Here is a 19,143-nt window from a genome sequence, read left to right as displayed (position 1 = left end):
GTTAGATCGATCTATATACCGCTATTTTTAATCCAGATCCAGCGAAAGCTTCAATAGGGTCGATATTCACCTTGTTATTATGCAATCTCGTTATATAGAACGGTTTGCGCAAGCAATCCTGACTATATTTCTTGTAGCATCGCTCGCCTTTGGAATGATCCGATTGCTCCCAGGAGGGCCAATGGATTATCTCAAAGCTCAGTTGATTCAACAACAGGGAAGTAACGTCGACATGGTGCGCATAAACCGGATGGTTTCGACGTATACAAACGTCAACCCTAAAGAACCAGTTCTCGATCAGTACATTAGTTACATGACGTCTCTTGCCCAAGGAGACCTGGGTCAATCGATTTGGTTCAACAAACCAGTTTCCGAAATACTCATTCATGCACTCCCCTGGACCCTCTTCATCATGAGTGTCTCTATCATTCTCTCGTTCGCCATCGGAATTACACTCGGGGCATTAATGGCATACGGCGAAGGCTCAAGACTGGATTACGTGGGATCTGTGATCTCAATATTCTTAAATTCAGTACCATACTACGTCCTTGCTCTTGTCCTCGTCTATTTCTTGGGATATCAGTTCCACTGGCTCCCAACAGGTGGTCGAATGGCGAACGGTACTAATGCAGGTCTGAACTGGCCGTTCATCGCCGGTGTCTTCTCGCATGCAACACTTCCAATTATGTCACTCGTCATTACTGGTTTTGGTGGGTGGGCACTCAACATGCGCGGAAACAGTATCCAGGAACTAGGCGCGGACTATCTCCGCGTCGCCCGGCTCCGTGGACTGTCATCTCGGTCTATAGCGCTCGAATATGTTGGTCGGAACGCCATCCTGCCAATGTATACTGGCTTGTTGATCAATATCGGGTTCCTCTTTGGAGGTTCAGTCATCCTAGAGCAGATTTTCAAATACCCCGGTGTTGGTTACTATCTATTTAAGTCTATTAGCTCACGGGATTATCCGTTAATGATGGGTGCATTTCTCGTGATTACAATCGCGGTTGTCATCGGGGTTTATATCGCTGATCTAACGTATGGTCTTATTGATCCACGGGTCGGAGGTGGTGACAGTGAAACCTACTAACCCAGACGACCACGACCACACTAACGATATGACAACTCACGATCTAAGTGAGCTTGTTCCAGATGGCGGTAGTAAGAGCATTCAGTCACCACTTGAGATCTCTTCAGAGACGACAGTCACTCGGTCCGAACGATACTCCGAGTTCTTCGATACTCATGTTATTGCACCTCTCCGCATCGCGTACGGTGACTTTCGGACACGTCTCGGGCTGATAATCATCTCGCTCTATGTGTTGATGGGGACAGTCGGAGTTGTCCTTATTCCGGCTCCGAAGACCTATGCCCACCCGTCCCTCATCAAGCCGTTTCAGAACATTGCCTACCCCCTCGGAACAGATAATTCGGGGCAGGGAATCCTTGCGCAAATCATACATGCGACACCTCCGATGATAGAAATGATCATCTCTGGTGCTATCTTCGCAACTGCAGTCGCAGTTCTTGTTGGGACGATTTCGGGATACAAAGGTGGCCGGACAGATCGTATCCTGATGCTCATTACCGACATCATGATGACCATTCCTGGTCTCCCCTTAGTGATTGTCATCGGGGTCATTCTACAACCAAAGGATCCGTGGGTCGTCGGTCTAGTTCTTACTATCAATGCGTGGGCAGGCCTCGCTCGGAACATTCGTTCACAGGTACTCACACTTCGTGAAGAGTCGTACATTGAAGCATCCCGCGTAATTGGAATGTCGTCGCCGCGTATCATTCGGGAGGACGTCCTCCCGAATTTGATGTCTTACATCAGTATCAATTTCGTTCGATCCGCACGGAACGTCATCTTCGGCTCTGTCGGACTTTACTTCCTTGGTGTTCTACCATTCTCGAATCTGAACTGGGGGGTAATGATGAATCTAGCATACACATCTGGTGGTGCACTCTCCTCGCTCGATACTGCTTATTGGTTGATCGAACCCATGCTTGCAATTATTTTACTGACATTCGGTTTGGTATTGTTCTCGCAGGGATTGGACCGTGTCTTTAACCCGCGGATTCGTGCTCGTCACTCTCAAACTGTTGGCGGGGACGAGGAATCGGAGGAGATACATTGAGACCGCCACCCTAGCATGAATCCAACTATCTGTACCGTAAACGAACGAACTAAACACAAAAAATCAATAAGAAAAATATGGCTCAAAGTACCACTATGACCTGTAATGACATGCACTTAGACCGTACCGCAACACGAGAAAATACCGATGGCGAGGAGTTTCACACGGAGAATCAACTATGAGTGAGAGTGTTAATACGCGGTCCAACGATGATTCGCATTCAGTCGGGACCTTAGAACAATCTGATCCGATACTCAGCGCTCGGGACGTCTCAGTACGGTTCGATATGGAACGAGGGCAGTCACGAGTACTCAATTCAGTCGACATTGATATCGGCCGCCAGGAGATTCTAGGAATAGTTGGAGAAAGTGGTTCGGGAAAATCGATGTTCGCATCTGCACTTCTCGATGCGGTCGTCGACCCAGGTAAGCTTTCGGGAGAGATCACCTACACTCCAGGTGATGGTCGCAATCCTATTGATATTCTTTCCCTTTCCAAGGGAGAGACAAAGAAACTACGTTGGGAGGATATCTCAATGGTATTCCAAGGGGCAATGAGTGCGTTTAATCCGACGAAACGTATTCGCGGACACTTCGAAGAGACCTTGAAGGCCCACAATTACGATGTCGAAGCTGGAATGGATCGAGCTCGGGAGCTCCTCAGTGACCTCCACCTCGACCCGGACCGCGTATTATCTTCATATCCCCATGAGTTATCGGGTGGGATGAGCCAACGCGCACTTATTGCGCTCTCGCTCGTGCTTGAACCCGAAGTACTTGTAATGGATGAGCCGACGGCAGCGCTGGATCTCTTGATGCAACGCTCCATTATCAACCTCCTCGAAGAACTTAAAGAGAAGTACGACCTAACGCTCGTGTTCATCACGCACGATTTAGAACTAGTGGCGAACATCGCAGACAGAATTGCAGTGCTATACGGCTTTGAGTTCGTCGAAGTAGGGACTGCCTCCGACATCGTTCGTAACGCCTCGCATCCGTATACACGAGCGCTGATCAATTCGACACCGAATCTCGACGCTCCATTGGATGAGATGAAACCGATAGAAGGGTCGAGTCCAGATCCGGTAAACATTCCCTCGGGATGTTCCTACCATCCACGCTGTCCCATGGCAGACCATCAATGCGAAACGAGTGATCCAGATTTCTTCGAAACTGACGGTGAAGAGCATTTCTCGGCATGCTTCTATGCCGACAGAGTGGACGACTACATTCCCCTCAGTCTCGAATCGAAAGGAGATCTCGAACAATCAGCGGGAAGGATACACAGCCGTGATACTGACGATCCGCTCGTTTCCCTTGATGATGTAGAGGTCCATTTCGAGAAGGAGAATAGTTTCTTCGGGAACTTTTTCCAGGAACCAGACACTGTTCGTGCAGTTGATGGCGTCGCTCTTGACGTGTACGAAAACGATGTCGTCGCGCTCGTGGGTGAGTCTGGGTGTGGAAAGACAACTCTGGGTAAGACAACTATCGGTCTGCAGCGCCCCACAGCTGGCACTCTTTCGTTTCACGGCCAGGACGTTTGGGCGGCACGTGATGGACGGGGAGATGTGGACATTCCATTCGATGAGATTCGCCGGTCTCTCCAGATCATCCATCAGGACCCTGGAAGCTCGCTCAACCCGAACAAGACCGTGATGTCGTCTCTATTGAACCCCATCAAAATTTGTCATCCCGAAATCAACGTCGCAGACCGTCGTTCACACATCTATGGGATGCTCGAACGTGTTGGCCTCCAACCAGCAGACGACTACGCGATGCGTTATCCGCATCAACTGTCCGGTGGTGAGAAACAACGTGTGGCACTCGTTCGAGCACTACTGATGAATCCCGACCTTATCCTCGCCGACGAAGCAGTATCGGCTCTTGACGTCTCACTGCGAGTAGATATGATGGATCTCATGATCGAGTTACAGGATATCTTCAGCACATCGTTCGTGTTTATCAGCCACAATCTCTCCAACGCACGGTATCTCGCCGAACACTCCGACGGACGTATCGGCATCATGTACCTGGGTCAAATCGTTGAAATCGGTCCTGCCGACAAGGTGCTACGAAATCCGATGCATCCATACACGAAAGCGCTGATGTGGGCAACTCCCGATATCGACCCAGATGTGGCGGAGGACGACGCATCGCCGATCCGTAACATCGATATTCCAGACCCGGTCAATCCTCCATCCGGTTGTCGATTCCACACACGATGTCCAGTCGCACGTGAGGCTTGCAAACATCAGTCACCGGAACACGCTTCTCCAGAGAATGATGGACATACGGTGGCTTGTTTCCGTGCCATCGAAGACCACGACTACTGGGAAAGCCCCGAAATTACCGACAGTGTGTCTGATTCGGAACCAGTAGAAGCTGACGACTGACGTAATTCCATTCGCAGGGATTCCCACAAAATAGCTGCAATCACTCCAGTCTGACTGGTTCACCACGGTCGGCAGATTCGTAAATCGCCTCGATAATCTCGACGGCTTTGCGCGCTTCTACCCCATCGAGCATGAACGGTTCGTCGGATTCTACGGAGTCGAGGAATGCTTCGATATTTCGGCGGTGATACTCGTAGTTGATGGACATAGGGTCAGCAGCTCCGCCTCCGCTCGTTGTTTCAGTGAAGGTCTCTCGAATCTCAGCGTCCCGTTGATGCTCTTCACGGAACTGCCACGTCACGAGTTCGTCTTCGAGAACTTCCGCGGTCCCGTTACGCCCTCCGAGTTGGATTCGCTTGAGCGACCCCGGATACATAGACGTCGCACCAAGCAACTGACCGATTGCTCCGTTTCGGAACCGAAGGATGGCGACTGCGGTATCCTCTACCTCAATGAGGTCGTTTTCATGTGCAAGAGTGTCCACGTACGCTGTCACTTCTACGACCGGATTCTCGGATGCTGCGATGTCCATTCCTGAACCAGCTAACCACTGCATGGCGTCAACGGTATGAATGGATTGGTTCATTACGGCACCGCCTCCGTCTAGTGCTTCGGTCCCCTGCCACGATCCTTCGTAGTAGGCGTCGTCGCGCCACCATGGTACGTACGCGTTCGCAACGGCGAGTCTGCCAAATCGTTCCTCGGCAGCCGCAGTCTGTACTGTTTCGATTACAGGATTGTATCGTTGCGGGAAGACGCCCCCAAGTCGAACGCCCGCAGCCTCGCAGGCCGAGATCATCTCGTCAATGCGATTGCTCGTAATCTCAAGTGGTTTCTCACACAACACGTGAATACCTCGCTCAGCGGCGGCGAGCGTTGGTTCCCGATGCGCACCGCTTGGCGTACAGACGATGAGCACATCGAGGTCTATTTCGTCCAACATCGTCTCCGTGTTCGTAAAATGTGTACATTTGTATTCGTCCGCGAACGCCTTTCCTTTGTCGTCGGTCCGACACGAGCCGGCGACAAGTGTGGCGTTAGGTAGGTCGGTGATTGACTCTGCGTGCATCTCCGCTACCGCTCCGATGCCGGCGATAGCGATACTGTAGCTTTCCGTCATTGACGAAACTATATTAGCCGGTCACCGCAAAAAAATACCGGTTGTCCACTCATCGTCGAAACTGTTAACATGCTCAGGAACATCCTTACGAAGGACGACTATGTCAGAAGACCACACACAGGACAAACCTTCGAGTCTCACGAAGACTTTCACACTCTCCGGCTTCGCCGACGAAATCCATCCGGATTTAGAGGTCCAGCTCGATTTACTCGAGGAACTCGACATTAACTACTTCGATCTCAGAGGTGTCGATAAAACAAACGTTCTGGACCTCAGTGATGACGACCTCGAACGTATCCGAAATGCCATCAACGAACGCGGTATCAGTGTCTCGTCGATCGGATCGCCGATAGGAAAAATAGATGTGACCGATGATTTCGAACCCCACAAGGAACGCTTCGAACGAGCTATCGAGGTCGCGAACTTTTTCGACACTGAATACATCCGTATCTTCTCATACTACATCCCTGAAGAAGGAGACCCTACCGAGTACAGAACGACCGTTCTGAATCGAATGCGTTGGAAAGCAGAGCGCGCAGAGGAAGAAGATGTGGTTCTCATTCACGAAAATGAGAAGGATATCTACGGTGATACTGCCGAACGGTGTCGAGACGTTCTCACGACAATTGACTCTCCGAACCTCCGCGCTGCATTCGATCCAGCGAACTTTGTCGAAATCGGTGTTGAGGCGTACCCGTATGCGTTCGCACTGCTGGCCGAGTACGTCGAGTATCTTCACGTAAAAGATGCTGAGATGGGTGAACGGGGAGAGATCCGACCAGCTGGCCTCGGTGATGGTGGGTTCGATCAACTCGTGCGCGTACTTGAACAACGCGGCTATAGCGGCTTTGCGTCGCTCGAACCACACCTATCCTTTGCTGGACGAAGCACAGGATTGAGCGGTCCTGAAGGCTTCGAAACGGCGGTGGATGCATTCCGCGGTGTCCTCGACAACGCGAGTGTGAACTACGAGTAGAATCGTCTGAGAGAAGTGACCGAACGTGTCCGGGACTCGGATTCAGATTGTAGAGAACTCGCAGCCGACGTAATCCGTCATAGCTGTTGTTTGAAGCGTAACAATACTGTTTCCACATTCGAGTTTACTCGGTTCGGTCTCGTGACAATCTATAACATCCACAATGTGGATAATGTAGTTTTGGCCGTTTGGCCGCAATTGTTCCCGTTATAATGTGGAAAGAAATTCCGCACCATGTTCGATCGATGCTTTTGGGTCGTCTGGGTTATCATGTTCATAGATAAACCAATCGGCTCCTGCGTTGCGGGCAGCTTCCGCGCATGCTGCCATATCTACATCCCCGGCACCTATTTCGACCGGGTGACCACCGCGATTCGCTTCTGGATCGAGCCTAACATCCTTGAAATGAACGAAAGGGGCTCGATTGTCGAGGCGCTTGAGCAATTTTACAGGATCGTGGCCACTGGCGAGGACCCACCCCACATCTGGTTCGATACCGATGTCCGTCGCTCCGAGGAAAATCTCGAACGACTTCCTCCCATCTAAGTCGACAAACTCGTGTTCGTGATTGTGGTAGTGGAGTTCCCAACCATACACGTCGAGTTCAGTGGCAAGAGCTTCGAGTCTCTCCGCAGTCGCTTTGGTTCTCTCGACCGAGCTAAACTCCTTCGGTGGGAGGTACGGAACGACGGCTTCAGAGACGCCGACGGTTTCGTAGGTATCGACGACGTTATCAAGATCTTGTTCAAGCAGGTCGGCACCAATATGCGCTGCAGTCACGTCGAGACCTGTTTCTGCGAGTGTCTCTTGTATTTCCTCTAGATCTCCCTCGAATGGAGTATGTCGCCCCGAGAACTGAACACCGTCGTAGCCCGCGTTCGCGACCCGTTCGAGTACCTCCGGAACCGACTCGTCGAGATCACGGACACTATAGACATTGATTGCTGTTCGAACCATGGATCCAATACTGTGAGCAGATATTTCATTCTTCGGGTTAATGGTATAATTCACTATCTCTAGATGCCTAAAATTCAGTTATTTAGATGTTATACTGTCCATGTTCGCAATTAATCCGAGAGTACATTCTTCGATATCGAGCAGGAATTCAATACAGCAATGTGACGCGTTGTAATACCGTCCGTCGTTGATTATTCCGACAACCGCAAAGTTAAGTAGATGGCTGGAGGTTGATTAAGTTGATGGACGAGTTACTCAGGTACGGGATTGTCGGGTGTATCGGGATTGGGCAGACACATGGGCAGGCTGTACAGAATGTTGACGGTGTTGAACTCGTTGCATGCTCGGATGTTGTCCCTGAAAATGCTCAGTCGTTTGCTGAGGAATTCGACTGTGTCGCCTACACAGATACAACAGAGATGATAAAAGACGCAAACATTGACGCGATCAGCGTTTGCACACCTAGCGGAACGCATTCACAGGTTGTCATCGAAGCTGCCGAGGCTGGTGCGCATATTCTTTGCGAGAAACCACTCGATATATTTGCCGATCGAATGGATAAGATGATTACGGCCTGTGACGATGCCGGTGTGACGCTCGCGGGTGTGTTCCAGCGACGCTACGACCCTCCAGCTCGGCGAGCTAAGCAAGCGATTGATGACGGTGATTTTGGTGATCTTGTACTTGGTGATACAGCCGTCAAATGGTTCCGTTCACAGGAATATTACGACTCTGGCGACTGGCGTGGCACCCGCGAAATGGATGGTGGGGTGCTGATGAATCAGGCTATTCATATGATTGACCGTCTCTGTTGGCTGGTTGGTGACGTTGAGGAGATCTGGGCGGCTGTCGATAATGTTGATCGGATACTTGATTGCGAGGACACTGCCACGATGGCAGTTAGATTTGTGAACGGCACACTCGGAACCATCGAGGGAACAACGGCTGTCAAGGGCGGTCTGACTCGGACAGAAGTCAACGGCACTGAAGGTTCGATCACGATAAAAGAGGATGAGATATCACACTTTGAGGTTGGCACTGGTGAGGAAAGCTTCTACCATTCAGAGACTGAACATCACGACGCCAACGGTGATATTTCCCCACTCGGTACGGGTCACGAGGCCGTAGTGCAAGATTTCGTTAACGCTCTACACGAAGGACATGACCCAGCAGTCACTGGTCACGAGGCCCGTAAACCGGTTGATATCATTCTCGCCGCGTATGCAGCGGCCGAGCGGGGTGAACCAGTTAGCCCTGTGGACATCCGTGAAGGCCTAGTTGGGGGCCCGCAGGTCCGCGCTGAGGACCGCGATTAGTGGTGTTCCAGTGGCAAGCAGTGCCTTGTAACCAGAAGTACGCAATGCTTTCCGCTTTGTCGTTCGGTTCGACTCAGGTCTTCTATTTAGTACTCTCTGCACTTACGCCTACGATTTCGATGTCTGATTCCCCATTCTTGATTTCGATGATGAAAGGACGTCGCGTTTGAGCAGCCATCTGGTTTTCCTGAGGAGTATCGATCCTGGTCGGAACAATGGAGAATGAGAATGCATGGCCGCTAATATTCATAAGATGGATGTGCACAATTCACAATCGTTGTATGCACAATATCTGTAATTTTTCTAATCTTGATTGTAGAAGGAGTCAATAGATGGACTTCTGTTCCCCAAGCAGATGATCTATGCACCCATATATGATATTTGACTATTATAAGCGAAGATTTTATGCTGACGCACTTAGATTCTTGAGTATGCCACTTTCAAACGATGAGGTGCGCCAGCACCTGCGTGGTGTCGCCGCTGGAATCCTTACACCGTTCGACGATAACCTCGAGGTCGATTACGAAAAAGTCAAGGAAAATGCATGTTGTCTGTACGATAACGGTATTCGAACGTTTCTGGCGTCCGCCAATATTAGTGAATATCATTCTCTCTCCCAAGATGAACAGATCAAAGTGACACAGTCAAGTGTTGATGTTCTTCCATCGGACGCCTGTATTCTTGCCGGAGTGGGTGGGAGTACGGAGGAAGCAAAGGACACCATTCGTAGTTACGATCGTGTCGGCGTCGACGCAATGATGATAATGCCTCCGGACCACTCGTACATTCACGAACGAGGTCTCATCCGATATTATGAGAAACTCGATGCCGTCGCCGATGCTCCCTTGGTTCCGTACGTGAAAGGGTTTGAACCGTCGGTCGAATACCTGCGTGATCTAACGAACGTCGATGGTGTGGTCGGCATCAAGTACGCCCTCGAGGACGCAGTCAAACTCGGCATGGGTGTCGAAGCGGGTGCCGACGATGTCGTTTGGGTGAACGGTCTCGCCGAACCGTTTGCCCTGCCGTTCTGGAACGAAGGCATCGAAGGGTTCTCGGCGGGCGTCAGCAACTTCCGCCCGGAGATTGGCCTCGAATTGTTTGAGGCGCTTACCGCGGGCGACTGGGAGCGCGCAAGACGCATCCGCAACATCTGTGTGCCCTACCAGAACTTCCGCGAAGAGACTGGAGAGAACAACATGATCGCCGGAGCGATCAGCGTTTCAGCGGTGAAAAAGGGACTCGATCTCGCCGGATTACACGGTGGGAATGTCCGTGAGCCGATCGAACCGCTGTCACCTGCAGACGAGCAGAAGGCTGAGGAGTTGTACGGGCAACTCGAGGACGACATCGAACGCCTCATCGTCGAATGACAGTCTACCCGCGTCGATGAGAAACATCTATAGACAATTTCTCACATTTTCATTCTGCTGGCAGTATCCCTGAACAATCTCGATAGCGAATGCACTGGTTCCCATTTGATGTTTCTTCCCATACAGGAATAATAACGAAGTGAGTACGAATCTCTCGTATCCATCTCAATGACGTTTGCTGCGTGGAGGACGTGGTTCATGAATTTTTTGTGGAATCGGTCGTCATTAAATCGACCCGATGACCAGAGATGCTGACTGCATCGAGTATCGATTCTCCAATTTGTATAGTCACCGAAACACAACGACGTCCGCTAATGTTCTCTTTGTTCGCGGTTTGTATCTTCGTTCCAAGATTGTCTCCAGTTCATCGTATCGCTCTTGATATTCGTAATTGTCCTCACCTTATTGCTTGAAACTGTAGTCCGTGATTATCTGATGAGCAAGAACCGACCACCATATTAATAACGTGTAAAGTGGATGTTGGGGGCCCTCTAAAGGCTGTTTCAACCACTTCCACTCTAGCTTTCCCAAGATAGGATACTCGACTGTATTTCTCAGATAAAATTTGCTTGATTTTGTTCCTATACATTTCCAACTTCATGATCTTCTTTCTCCTAGTTTATCATCCCGATCAACCCGTACTCTCCTGTTACAAACTGTTCCCCTATAGGGAACATAGGATGCATTCTACAGCTGACACTGGAAGATACTACGGTGTCTCCGTAAGTATCAAGGAGCAAAAAGGCAGGAGGTAACGCATCTCTGCTCGTTGTTGGATTTCGAATTGCATGTAACAAGGGCTAGTTAGCCGATCATCTGTTCCTCTCTTGGGAACAATTATTTTTCTTGAATTTCTCCAATGCTCCGCTAGTATGGTTGATATTGATGATGTCTCTCACAATTTCTACTCCGGCTATCTCCGCTTTGAACCTTTTTCTGAGGATGTGATCGGCTATCTCGAGTATATTCACAGTAAAACACGGATTTACTAACACAAATGGCTTTACAATTCTATTGATGTAATGAACCTGTTCGTCAATGGGGAACGTTCAATGATCTCATCTGACCTCGACTATTAAAATGGCTCAACAGTTACTCGGAACCACCTCAACCAAAAAACATCGTTGCATGAATAAGAACACACACCTTCTATTCCAATAGCACACGAAGTATATCTTTTCCCTATCAATATAATTCAAAGATATTCTGTGCAAAATCTCTTTAATAGAGAAGATATTGTATCTGAACTTCTATTTAATAGTTTATTTTGTGCTACATTCTAGTCTTGATTTCTGGAAAATATATTGAGTGGAAACTGCGAGTTCGAGTTGAAGAAAACCTTAGGGTAGAGACAGCAGCGCTTGCGTGTTGTTTTCAAAGAGTTCAAGAAATATCCGTTGCTTGTCCGCTCATTGCCTGTGTCTATGGTGAATAATATTAGGAATTAGATCCGAAAGTCGAGAGTCACCCTCGAGGTTCTCTAGTACCGTTTCAACTTGTACTTCAAGCGTATAGAGATTTGTCATCCCAAGTCCCCTTCCTCTTCCTTTCCTCTTTCGGGCAAGTATACTAGCATCTACGAGATCATTTAACTTATCTCTGAACCGCCGCTCCGAAAGATTATTTATATCAGATTTTATACAAAATTTATTGTATACTGAATATAAGTAATTTGTCTCCGCTGGGGTGTTTCCGGAAATCTCTGCCTGAACGACTGTGAGAAGCGCCGTAGCACGCTGCGTAGGAAGTGACTTAATCCCCCGCTCGACAGCAGCCCGCTCGAGATATTCATGTGCTTGTCGAACGTGTTCCTCACGAACAACTGGCTCTCCGTTATCGTCCGCAAAGCGACATGCACGGAACATTAGTTTAATTGCTTCGCGTGCATCTCCTGACTCTTGTGCGGCATACGCTGATGCAAGTGGAACAACGTCAGAGTCCAGAATTTGGCTATCAAGACTCTCAAATGGATTCTTAATGTCTTGGACTTCAGTCTTGCGTAGTGCTCCTGCAGCTCTCCGAGAGAGAATGTTGTTGAGTTGATCAGCATTATACGGAGCGAATTCGATTTCATCTTCTCCTAGTGACGAGCGAACGTCTGCATCAAGATTGTCTCGGAACTGAAGATCGTTTGTAATGCCAATGATTGATAGACGTACACCTTTTGGTTCAGCACGTGGCAGTTCATATAGGATATAGTCATCTTGGCCAATTGCATCAATCTCGTCAAGAACAACAATCACAGTTCCGCTAATTGCTTCCAATTCACTGATAATCATCGACAACAACGTTTTCTGTTGATATCCTGATGGTAGCTCCTCACCTGGCCCCAATCGCTTCTCACGAATGTTTTTTACTAAATGTGTCATCACATGATATGATTTGTCCATCCCTTTACAACGGACTGTGACAACTGTCAAATCCATGTCTTTTCCATTGGCGTACTGTTGAAGCTGATTAGTTTTGAGCGAGATTCCCACAGTCTTTCCCTGGCCAGTGGGACCGTAAACAAACACATTGAGTGGGGTGGAGCCCATTGTCGCTGGTCGAAGTGCTGAATGAAGCTGATTGAGTTCAGATTCTCTCTCCGGTAGACTTTCGGGTTTGTATGTCTGTGTATTCGGGTTCAGTCGATCCATATCCTGGAAAATTGTTTCTGTCTCCCCGAATCTCTTCATCATTAATCTGTTAGAATCCACCATGATAAACCCTCCTGTCTAGTGAAGACCCCTCTGTCTGCAGTGGGTAAAATATTTATCACGGGTCCCATTTAAATTTGGCACCCGGGGGGAGGGGGGTGTGTCTAGTGTAACGACTGAGGTATCCTGGGAGATGTCTATTATACTCATGATTTCTACAACCTAACTTATTACTTCACTGTAATACGGTGTAGTTTGTTTCACAATAATATAAATGTTTTCCTCCCCCCGTCTTTTCAGGGCCAAGCTCTTGATCCGCAATTCCGTTTTATGGTTACACTGGACGTGCCCCCCTCCCTCCCATCTAATCAATAATATATCGTGGAGCTGCTCTGGTGTGGTTATACATATCTGAGGCATATTCAGCGATACGGTTGATGATCTAGAATAGCAAGTCTCTCTCATCTGCCCTAAATAAAAAATTAGCAAATCAAACTGCAAAAATCGGGTTGACCTGTCTTAGAGTGAATCAAGGAGTCGGTTTGTCAGTAACGTTGCTGTGGGGTGATCTCCGTAGTTACTTGCAATACGGAACGTGCAGCTACAGATACGTCCATCACCAAACTCACGGACTAGGAGTGGGCTACCCCAGTTAGCTAACCACCCTTCTATATGACCGACTTGTATCGTGTCTGTCTCGGGATTTATATCCTCCACTAGATCATGCGGAAATAGGCCTTCAAACTCCCATCCAATTCGGTGGTCCGGAGAAATGTCTGCAAGTAACTCGCTGTCTTGATAAGGAAGTGCCGCAACGAGATTCCAACTTTCACCCTCAGGAAGACTCCGGTACTTAAAGATAGAATTGTCGACCATCCTACCATCCTCTTTGGGGAGTACAACTGCAGTGCCACCCTCTTTAACGAAGCTCTCAACTTCTGAATTCAGTGATTGAATGAGAGCCAAGTCGGCGTCCACGACGTTCTCAACGACTGTAATACCACCTGCAACTAGTCGATTCGCTAAGTCCCCCTCTGCGTAAACTATACTGTCTCCGGGTTCTTCATGCGGGATAATGATGAGTGGTTCTTCATTGGTCGCTATCTTATCTTCCAATTCAACAGTTACCGAGATTTTTTGTCGGTTAGGCGAGACATCCTCTGGTACCTCGATCTGTAGTTCCTCAGCGACCTTGGTCGTACCAAAGGAATCAATATCAACTGATTGACTTCCATTGTCCCCAACTGCATTCCATCTAAGCGTCCCCGAAAGATGCTCGTTTGAGTCATTAACAATGTCGATATCAACAGTTATCGTCTCCCCTGGCTCAACAACGTGTGAATCAGGATCGATGGATGTAATCACTTCACCGTTTACCTTCGGGAGTTCGTCCACGAAGGATTTCGGCTCACGGAAGTAGTCGAGCATTCCGTTGAATTCCCATTCAATATCACTGAATTCCGTGATGCAGTATCCTACAATCCGATCATGTGTCCGCATCTGCTCGATTACATCTTTGATTGAGTCCCACTGACGCTGTTGCCAGACCGACGCTAGCTCATCGTACCCGTTGAATACATCGGGAAGTAAGGTACTCTCGTAACGTTTGTCGAGCCCTTCACCTCGTTTGAGTGGGTCATCAAGAAACTCATGAGAAAACCAAGGTGGGTCCCCTTCATAGTGATCTCGCAATCTCTCGATATCACAAAGCCCCCACGTACCGAACTCCGAGATGAGCATCGGTGCCTCGTCGGCCGAGATATTCTCGGTTGCGAAGTTGTCGCCTGGATTTTGCGCAATTTCATCAAGACTTTCACCCCATTCCACTGCCCTATCAGGGCTCACATAGTATTCGTGGTAGTCATTTAGATCTGTTGCGACATGCGCCCAACCACTATTATCGCAGACCAATCGTGTTGGGTCCAGATCTTTGATATCATAAAAGAGATCGGTAAGATAGGTCTGTTTCTCCTCGCTATTCCATAACCTGCTAGAATGATCGGAATGATCTATTTGATCGAGACCGATCCCCCATTCCTCATTGTAGATACTCCAGATGATAACGCTAGGGCTGTTGTAGTCCCGGTCGACTAACTCCTCAAGTTGTTCTCTCACTTCACGCTTAGAACGCTCAGTGTAGACAGTAGGGTTTGCTGGCTCTTCCCAAACAAGAATACCCTGGCGATCAGCAGCCTCGATAAAGTCGGGGTGAGCTGGTTTGATATGCTTGCGAAGCAGGTTAAACCCCATCTCTTTTGCCATCCGAATTTCGGATTCGAATATATCCTCCTCGAGAGGTCGATAGTGAGTATCTGGATAATAGGCTTGGTCGAGTGCGCCACGGATGTACAGGGGTTCTTCGTTTAAATATAGTTGGTCACCATCATGGCTGATACTACGCATTCCAAAGTAGTCACAGTATTCGTCGACCGATAATCCAGCAATATAAAGTGAGACACTCACGTCATAGATTACTGGATTTTCGGGTGTCCAATACTCTGGGTCGGGAAGGTTGACTGTATAGGATCCGCTCCCGCTGGAAAGATCACAAGTACTCTCTGCGACGGCTTCATTTCCCTGTGTTACCTGAATCTTTACCTCTGCGTTAGAATTCTCATTAATTTCAATATCGAACGTAGCCGAGTCGTTTTCCAAATTCGGCGTTATCTTCATGTCCGAAATGAATGTCTCAGGACGCCTCTCGAGTGCAACAGACTGCCAAATACCGCTTACGCGGGTATACCAGGGCGTACCCTGTTTTCCATGTGGTATCTCGGTAATATCCTCTTGGTCGTTTACTTTTACAACGATTGTGTTCTCTCCAGAACTGATAGCGTCAGTCACTTCCAACTCGAACGGTAGATAGCCACCGCGGTGTGAACCAACATCAATTCCATTGACATAAATCGTTGCCTCGTAGTCGACAGCATTAAATTGGAGGAATATCCGCCCGTCATTATTGGGATAGTCTACTGTAGTTCGGTACCAAGCAGTCCCCGTATAGTCTTGATAGGCATCAGAACCCTGCCAAGAATGAGGGACGGTAACTTTTTGGGTTTCTTCGTTCGGCCAATTGTTATCTATCTCTTGATAACCTTGTTGTGTACCATTATCTTCTCTATCGATGAGGAAAACCCACTCGCCGTCAAGTAGGGTCCTCTCTCGCGTCTGCGTATTGAGCAAACTCATCTATAAAGATGATTCCCGTACTTATACAAAACTGTATCGGTGTTCACTTATCTGATACATCATCTGTGAAAATCCGTTTTGCGCGGTATTCGTTGTAACGTTCCTAGCAATACCCATCATGTTGAGTTCGGTTAGTCCAACTCGCTGAAGAGACCTTACGGCAATTGAGAAGACAGTTGTCGGATTGTGGGGTAGGTCGATCCCCCTTCCATTTCTCGGTTATGAACAAAGCTTTCATTTGTTTCTCTTGAAGAAACAAGTTCAAGCAGAATGTATATTCCAGAGTAAAATTCAACCCAAATACTTCACAATTATAAACCACTATAACAATACTAATCTTGTTATTCTAGATTGCGCTGCTAACGATGCTAGTATTGTCCTCTATTTGCCATCCGGTATCGCTTTCAAAAATGCCTCTAAAGCCCGTTTAGTGCATAAAATTTATTCACATTCTTAGAGCTCTATTTCTCTTGAGGAAACAATCTGATTATCGCGGATGGTTTTCCAAGAGTCACGCTTTGCCAATTATGTGGATGGTCTGGTACCCCTAAGAGATCGATCTTACGATACGCACATGTCCAGAAAACAATTTTGCTATCAGTTTCAATTGATACAGCAGCGTAAGTCTTGTTGACTAATATCATCTCACGATAACCTGGTTAGAGGCACTGGAGAGACGAGTCTATTCACCATCGGAGGAAATGTCACGTTGTCTGAGGTCGCCGGGTGTAAAGGGATAGATCGTCTACGTGGTCAAACGTTGAACCGTCGTAGACGATTGACTCTACTATAATGTCAATCATTTCCATCCATGCATCGTTGAGTAATGAAGGCTAAAATTATCGGTAAACCAGCAAAATAGATCGATACTACGTTCGATCGAAGTCGATGCGCACCATTGAATACGAGGGTAGCTCGAGTGTTACACCGTCTTCGGTGGTAATAGTCTTGACATCCGGTGTTACTTGCTCCGGTTCATTGAGAGTATTCTCATCGTACATCGTTTCGCCCACAAGCATTGTGAGCGTTGATTTTTCTCTTGGTTCAAACCCATCAAGTTCGAAATCGATAGATATTGGCTCATCTCGACTGGCTCTGTTGACGACGATGATGTAGAGTTTATCATCGTCAATGGTCGCCATCGCGTCAATCGACGGTACATCTATGGGGTCAATCTCGCGGAAGGTGGTTTCAGTAGTAATTGAGTCACATTCGAGCTCAATGGTGACCGGTCTCGTATCAGCTTGCACTCCCCCGATTGTTCGCCCGTAGTAGCAAGGATCTGCCCAGACACGCTCGTCTTTCTTCTGAAGACCTCCCCCGTGATTTACTGTGGCTGAGTGAGTGAGGATTTCAGCAAAACCCCCAAGTCGAATCAGGCTGTGGCGAATACAGGCGTCGTAGATTGCCTCACTGATGGTCTTCGGTGTTGGCATCGTTTGGGGGGTAAGCAACTTGTTTTCATTGGTGTCGGCTGCACCTTCGATTTCTCGGCCAGCGCCTTCTGCCCCGGCATTAAAAGTAGCGAATAACTGGAGCTCCGTTACGTGCAGCTTTGGCTTTTCCACGCCTGCCTTGTGCATTCGATTCTCTAAGTCAGCGTACTGTTCACTGAGCTGGTTAGCGTAGCCCATGAATGCATGGTAAAGCTCGTCTGGGTCAGTCCTTTCATTGACTTGCCCTCCTGCAAGTGGGTGCGAGGAGATGCCACAGACATCCTCTCCACACTCGTCCAAGAGTACCTGATTCCACGGACGATCCTCGTTTGCAACGACGCCACAAGCGGTGAGGCGGATTTCGGGATCGACTTCATGCATTGCTTCACGGAACTGTTGGTAGCGGTCGGAGTTTCCCTTTGGTGTCGTCCAGTGAACTTGCCACTCGCCCCAGAGCTCGTTTCCGATCTCCCAATACTTGATATCAAATGGTTCAGGATGACCATGCTTGGCCCGGAGCGCGCCCATCTCCGTTTCCTCAGAGTCGCCATTACAGTATTCGACCCAGGCTGCTGCTTCAGCAGGGGTACCATCTCCTGCATTAACACAAATCGACGGTTCACAGCCGACATTTTTACAGAATGTAACGAATTCGGCAGTCCCAAACAGGTTTGGTTCCAACCCGTCCCATGCTGGATTGATTCGCTCAGGTCGACTATCAACAGGGCCAACCCCATCGTGCCAATCATAGCCCGAAACGAAGTTACCACCTGGCCAACGAAGCAGAGGAAGATCGGATTCACGTAGATACTCAACAACTTCTGGGTCAGCGTGGTCAACATGGTCATTAGGATACAGTAACAGCCGTTCGATGACAATATCGGTTTCCTCATCGGCAGTTATTGTCACTTCAAAGACATCCTCGGATTCGACATCAGCTGGTAAACTAAGCGATCCCTCCAGCGTCTTCCACTCTTTTCCGACAGTGAGGGCTGTCTCATCATAGACAGCACCGTTGGTCCCAACGTTAACTCTCACTGTTGTCGGTTGGGTGGCTCTAAGCTGCGTTCTAAACTCGTAATCTGTAACTCGATGCAAGGGGAGATGTGTTTCCTGGAATACTCCACCACCTGCCTCATTAACTTGGATTCGCTGGGCACGCGTCCCGTCCGGACCAGTGTCAGGACTCGTCAATACGTCACCCGATGGTTGCCAACCAAAGGCGAGAGCGCTTTCGTAAGCCTTGAAAAGTGCGTCTGGGTCTGTCTCTGGAGGATACGCTAGAGGATGACCGTGATTTTGAATCCGCTCCTTAATACGATCACGATCACTCTCACTAACGAAACCGCCGCTTGGTCGGCGTGTAACACCACGGAAATGCCACTCACCGAAGGTCGGATTAAACAGAATTTGTGCCTCTTTTCCTTGGTAGATGTTGTTCCCTAAATGTTCACAGAATTTCGCAAAAAGTTTTGGCTCAACATCAAACTCGGCGCGTTGATTCACGTCAACGTTGATGTGTGCTATTGATGGGTCGTCAATTTCAGTGTGAACTAACAGATCGCTATCGATCATACAAATAACTCAGCTCCGGCTGTGAA

The 19,143-nt window shown here is 48.5% G+C and carries 12 protein-coding genes; 6 read left to right on the top strand and 6 right to left on the bottom strand.

Features of this window, described 5'->3' with window-relative positions; translation table 11 throughout:
- The first annotated feature begins 79 nt into the window (after positions 1-79).
- The 3 genes from A4G99_RS23070 to A4G99_RS23060 all read left to right on the top strand — a co-directional run bounded on the left by A4G99_RS23070 (position 80) and on the right by A4G99_RS23060 (position 4,536).
- A complete protein-coding gene (locus A4G99_RS23070; RefSeq protein ID WP_066148634.1) occupies positions 80-1,090 on the top strand; it encodes an ABC transporter permease in 1,011 nt (336 codons plus the stop codon).
- The gene (locus tag A4G99_RS23065) at positions 1,077-2,141 is read left to right on the top strand and encodes an ABC transporter permease (protein ID WP_223302178.1); all 1,065 of its coding nucleotides are present in this window, start codon (positions 1,077-1,079) and stop codon (positions 2,139-2,141) included. Before A4G99_RS23070 ends, A4G99_RS23065 begins: the two co-directional genes overlap by 14 nt.
- A 178-nt stretch (positions 2,142-2,319) precedes the next feature.
- Positions 2,320-4,536 (top strand): ABC transporter ATP-binding protein, encoded by a 2,217-nt coding sequence (locus A4G99_RS23060; protein WP_066148632.1) that lies wholly within the window; start codon positions 2,320-2,322, stop codon positions 4,534-4,536.
- 40 nt (positions 4,537-4,576) lie between these two features.
- Here the strand turns inward: A4G99_RS23060 and A4G99_RS23055 are convergent, their stop codons facing one another.
- Positions 4,577-5,656, bottom strand: coding sequence for a Gfo/Idh/MocA family protein (locus A4G99_RS23055; RefSeq protein ID WP_066148631.1), 1,080 nt, complete (start codon positions 5,654-5,656; stop codon positions 4,577-4,579).
- 100 nt (positions 5,657-5,756) lie between these two features.
- On the opposite strand from A4G99_RS23055, the gene A4G99_RS23050 reads away from it, so the two are divergent.
- The gene (locus A4G99_RS23050) at positions 5,757-6,632 is read left to right on the top strand and encodes a sugar phosphate isomerase/epimerase (RefSeq protein ID WP_066148629.1); all 876 of its coding nucleotides are present in this window, start codon (positions 5,757-5,759) and stop codon (positions 6,630-6,632) included.
- Between the two features lie 207 nt (positions 6,633-6,839).
- Here the strand turns inward: A4G99_RS23050 and A4G99_RS23045 are convergent, their stop codons facing one another.
- Positions 6,840-7,589: a sugar phosphate isomerase/epimerase gene (locus A4G99_RS23045; protein ID WP_066148627.1), complete on the bottom strand. Its 750-nt coding sequence runs from the start codon at positions 7,587-7,589 to the stop codon at positions 6,840-6,842.
- Positions 7,590-7,831: 242 nt separating this feature from the next.
- Here A4G99_RS23045 and A4G99_RS23040 point away from each other — a divergent pair, with 242 nt between their 5' ends.
- The gene (locus A4G99_RS23040) at positions 7,832-8,905 is read left to right on the top strand and encodes a Gfo/Idh/MocA family protein (protein ID WP_066148784.1); all 1,074 of its coding nucleotides are present in this window, start codon (positions 7,832-7,834) and stop codon (positions 8,903-8,905) included.
- 431 nt (positions 8,906-9,336) lie between these two features.
- Positions 9,337-10,278, top strand: coding sequence for a dihydrodipicolinate synthase family protein (locus A4G99_RS23035; RefSeq protein WP_066148625.1), 942 nt, complete (start codon positions 9,337-9,339; stop codon positions 10,276-10,278).
- Positions 10,279-11,090: 812 nt separating this feature from the next.
- Here A4G99_RS23035 and A4G99_RS26310 read toward each other — a convergent pair.
- From A4G99_RS26310 to A4G99_RS23020, 4 genes are all read right to left on the bottom strand, one after another.
- Positions 11,091-11,249, bottom strand: a complete 159-nt coding sequence (locus tag A4G99_RS26310) for a hypothetical protein (RefSeq protein WP_190303860.1) — start codon at positions 11,247-11,249, stop codon at positions 11,091-11,093.
- Positions 11,250-11,687: 438 nt separating this feature from the next.
- Positions 11,688-12,956 (bottom strand): AAA family ATPase, encoded by a 1,269-nt coding sequence (locus A4G99_RS24850; protein ID WP_082838045.1) that lies wholly within the window; start codon positions 12,954-12,956, stop codon positions 11,688-11,690.
- A 480-nt stretch (positions 12,957-13,436) separates the two neighbouring features.
- Positions 13,437-16,106 (bottom strand): glycoside hydrolase family 2, encoded by a 2,670-nt coding sequence (locus tag A4G99_RS23025; protein WP_066148623.1) that lies wholly within the window; start codon positions 16,104-16,106, stop codon positions 13,437-13,439.
- Positions 16,107-16,975: 869 nt separating this feature from the next.
- Entirely contained in the window at positions 16,976-19,117 is a 2,142-nt protein-coding gene (locus tag A4G99_RS23020) for an alpha-L-arabinofuranosidase C-terminal domain-containing protein (protein WP_066148621.1), read from the bottom strand.
- Positions 19,118-19,143 lie beyond the last annotated feature (26 nt).

This window comes from Haladaptatus sp. R4, from assembly GCF_001625445.1.
Classification (GTDB): domain Archaea; phylum Halobacteriota; class Halobacteria; order Halobacteriales; family Haladaptataceae; genus Haladaptatus.
This window is presented reverse-complemented; position numbering and strand designations above follow the sequence as displayed.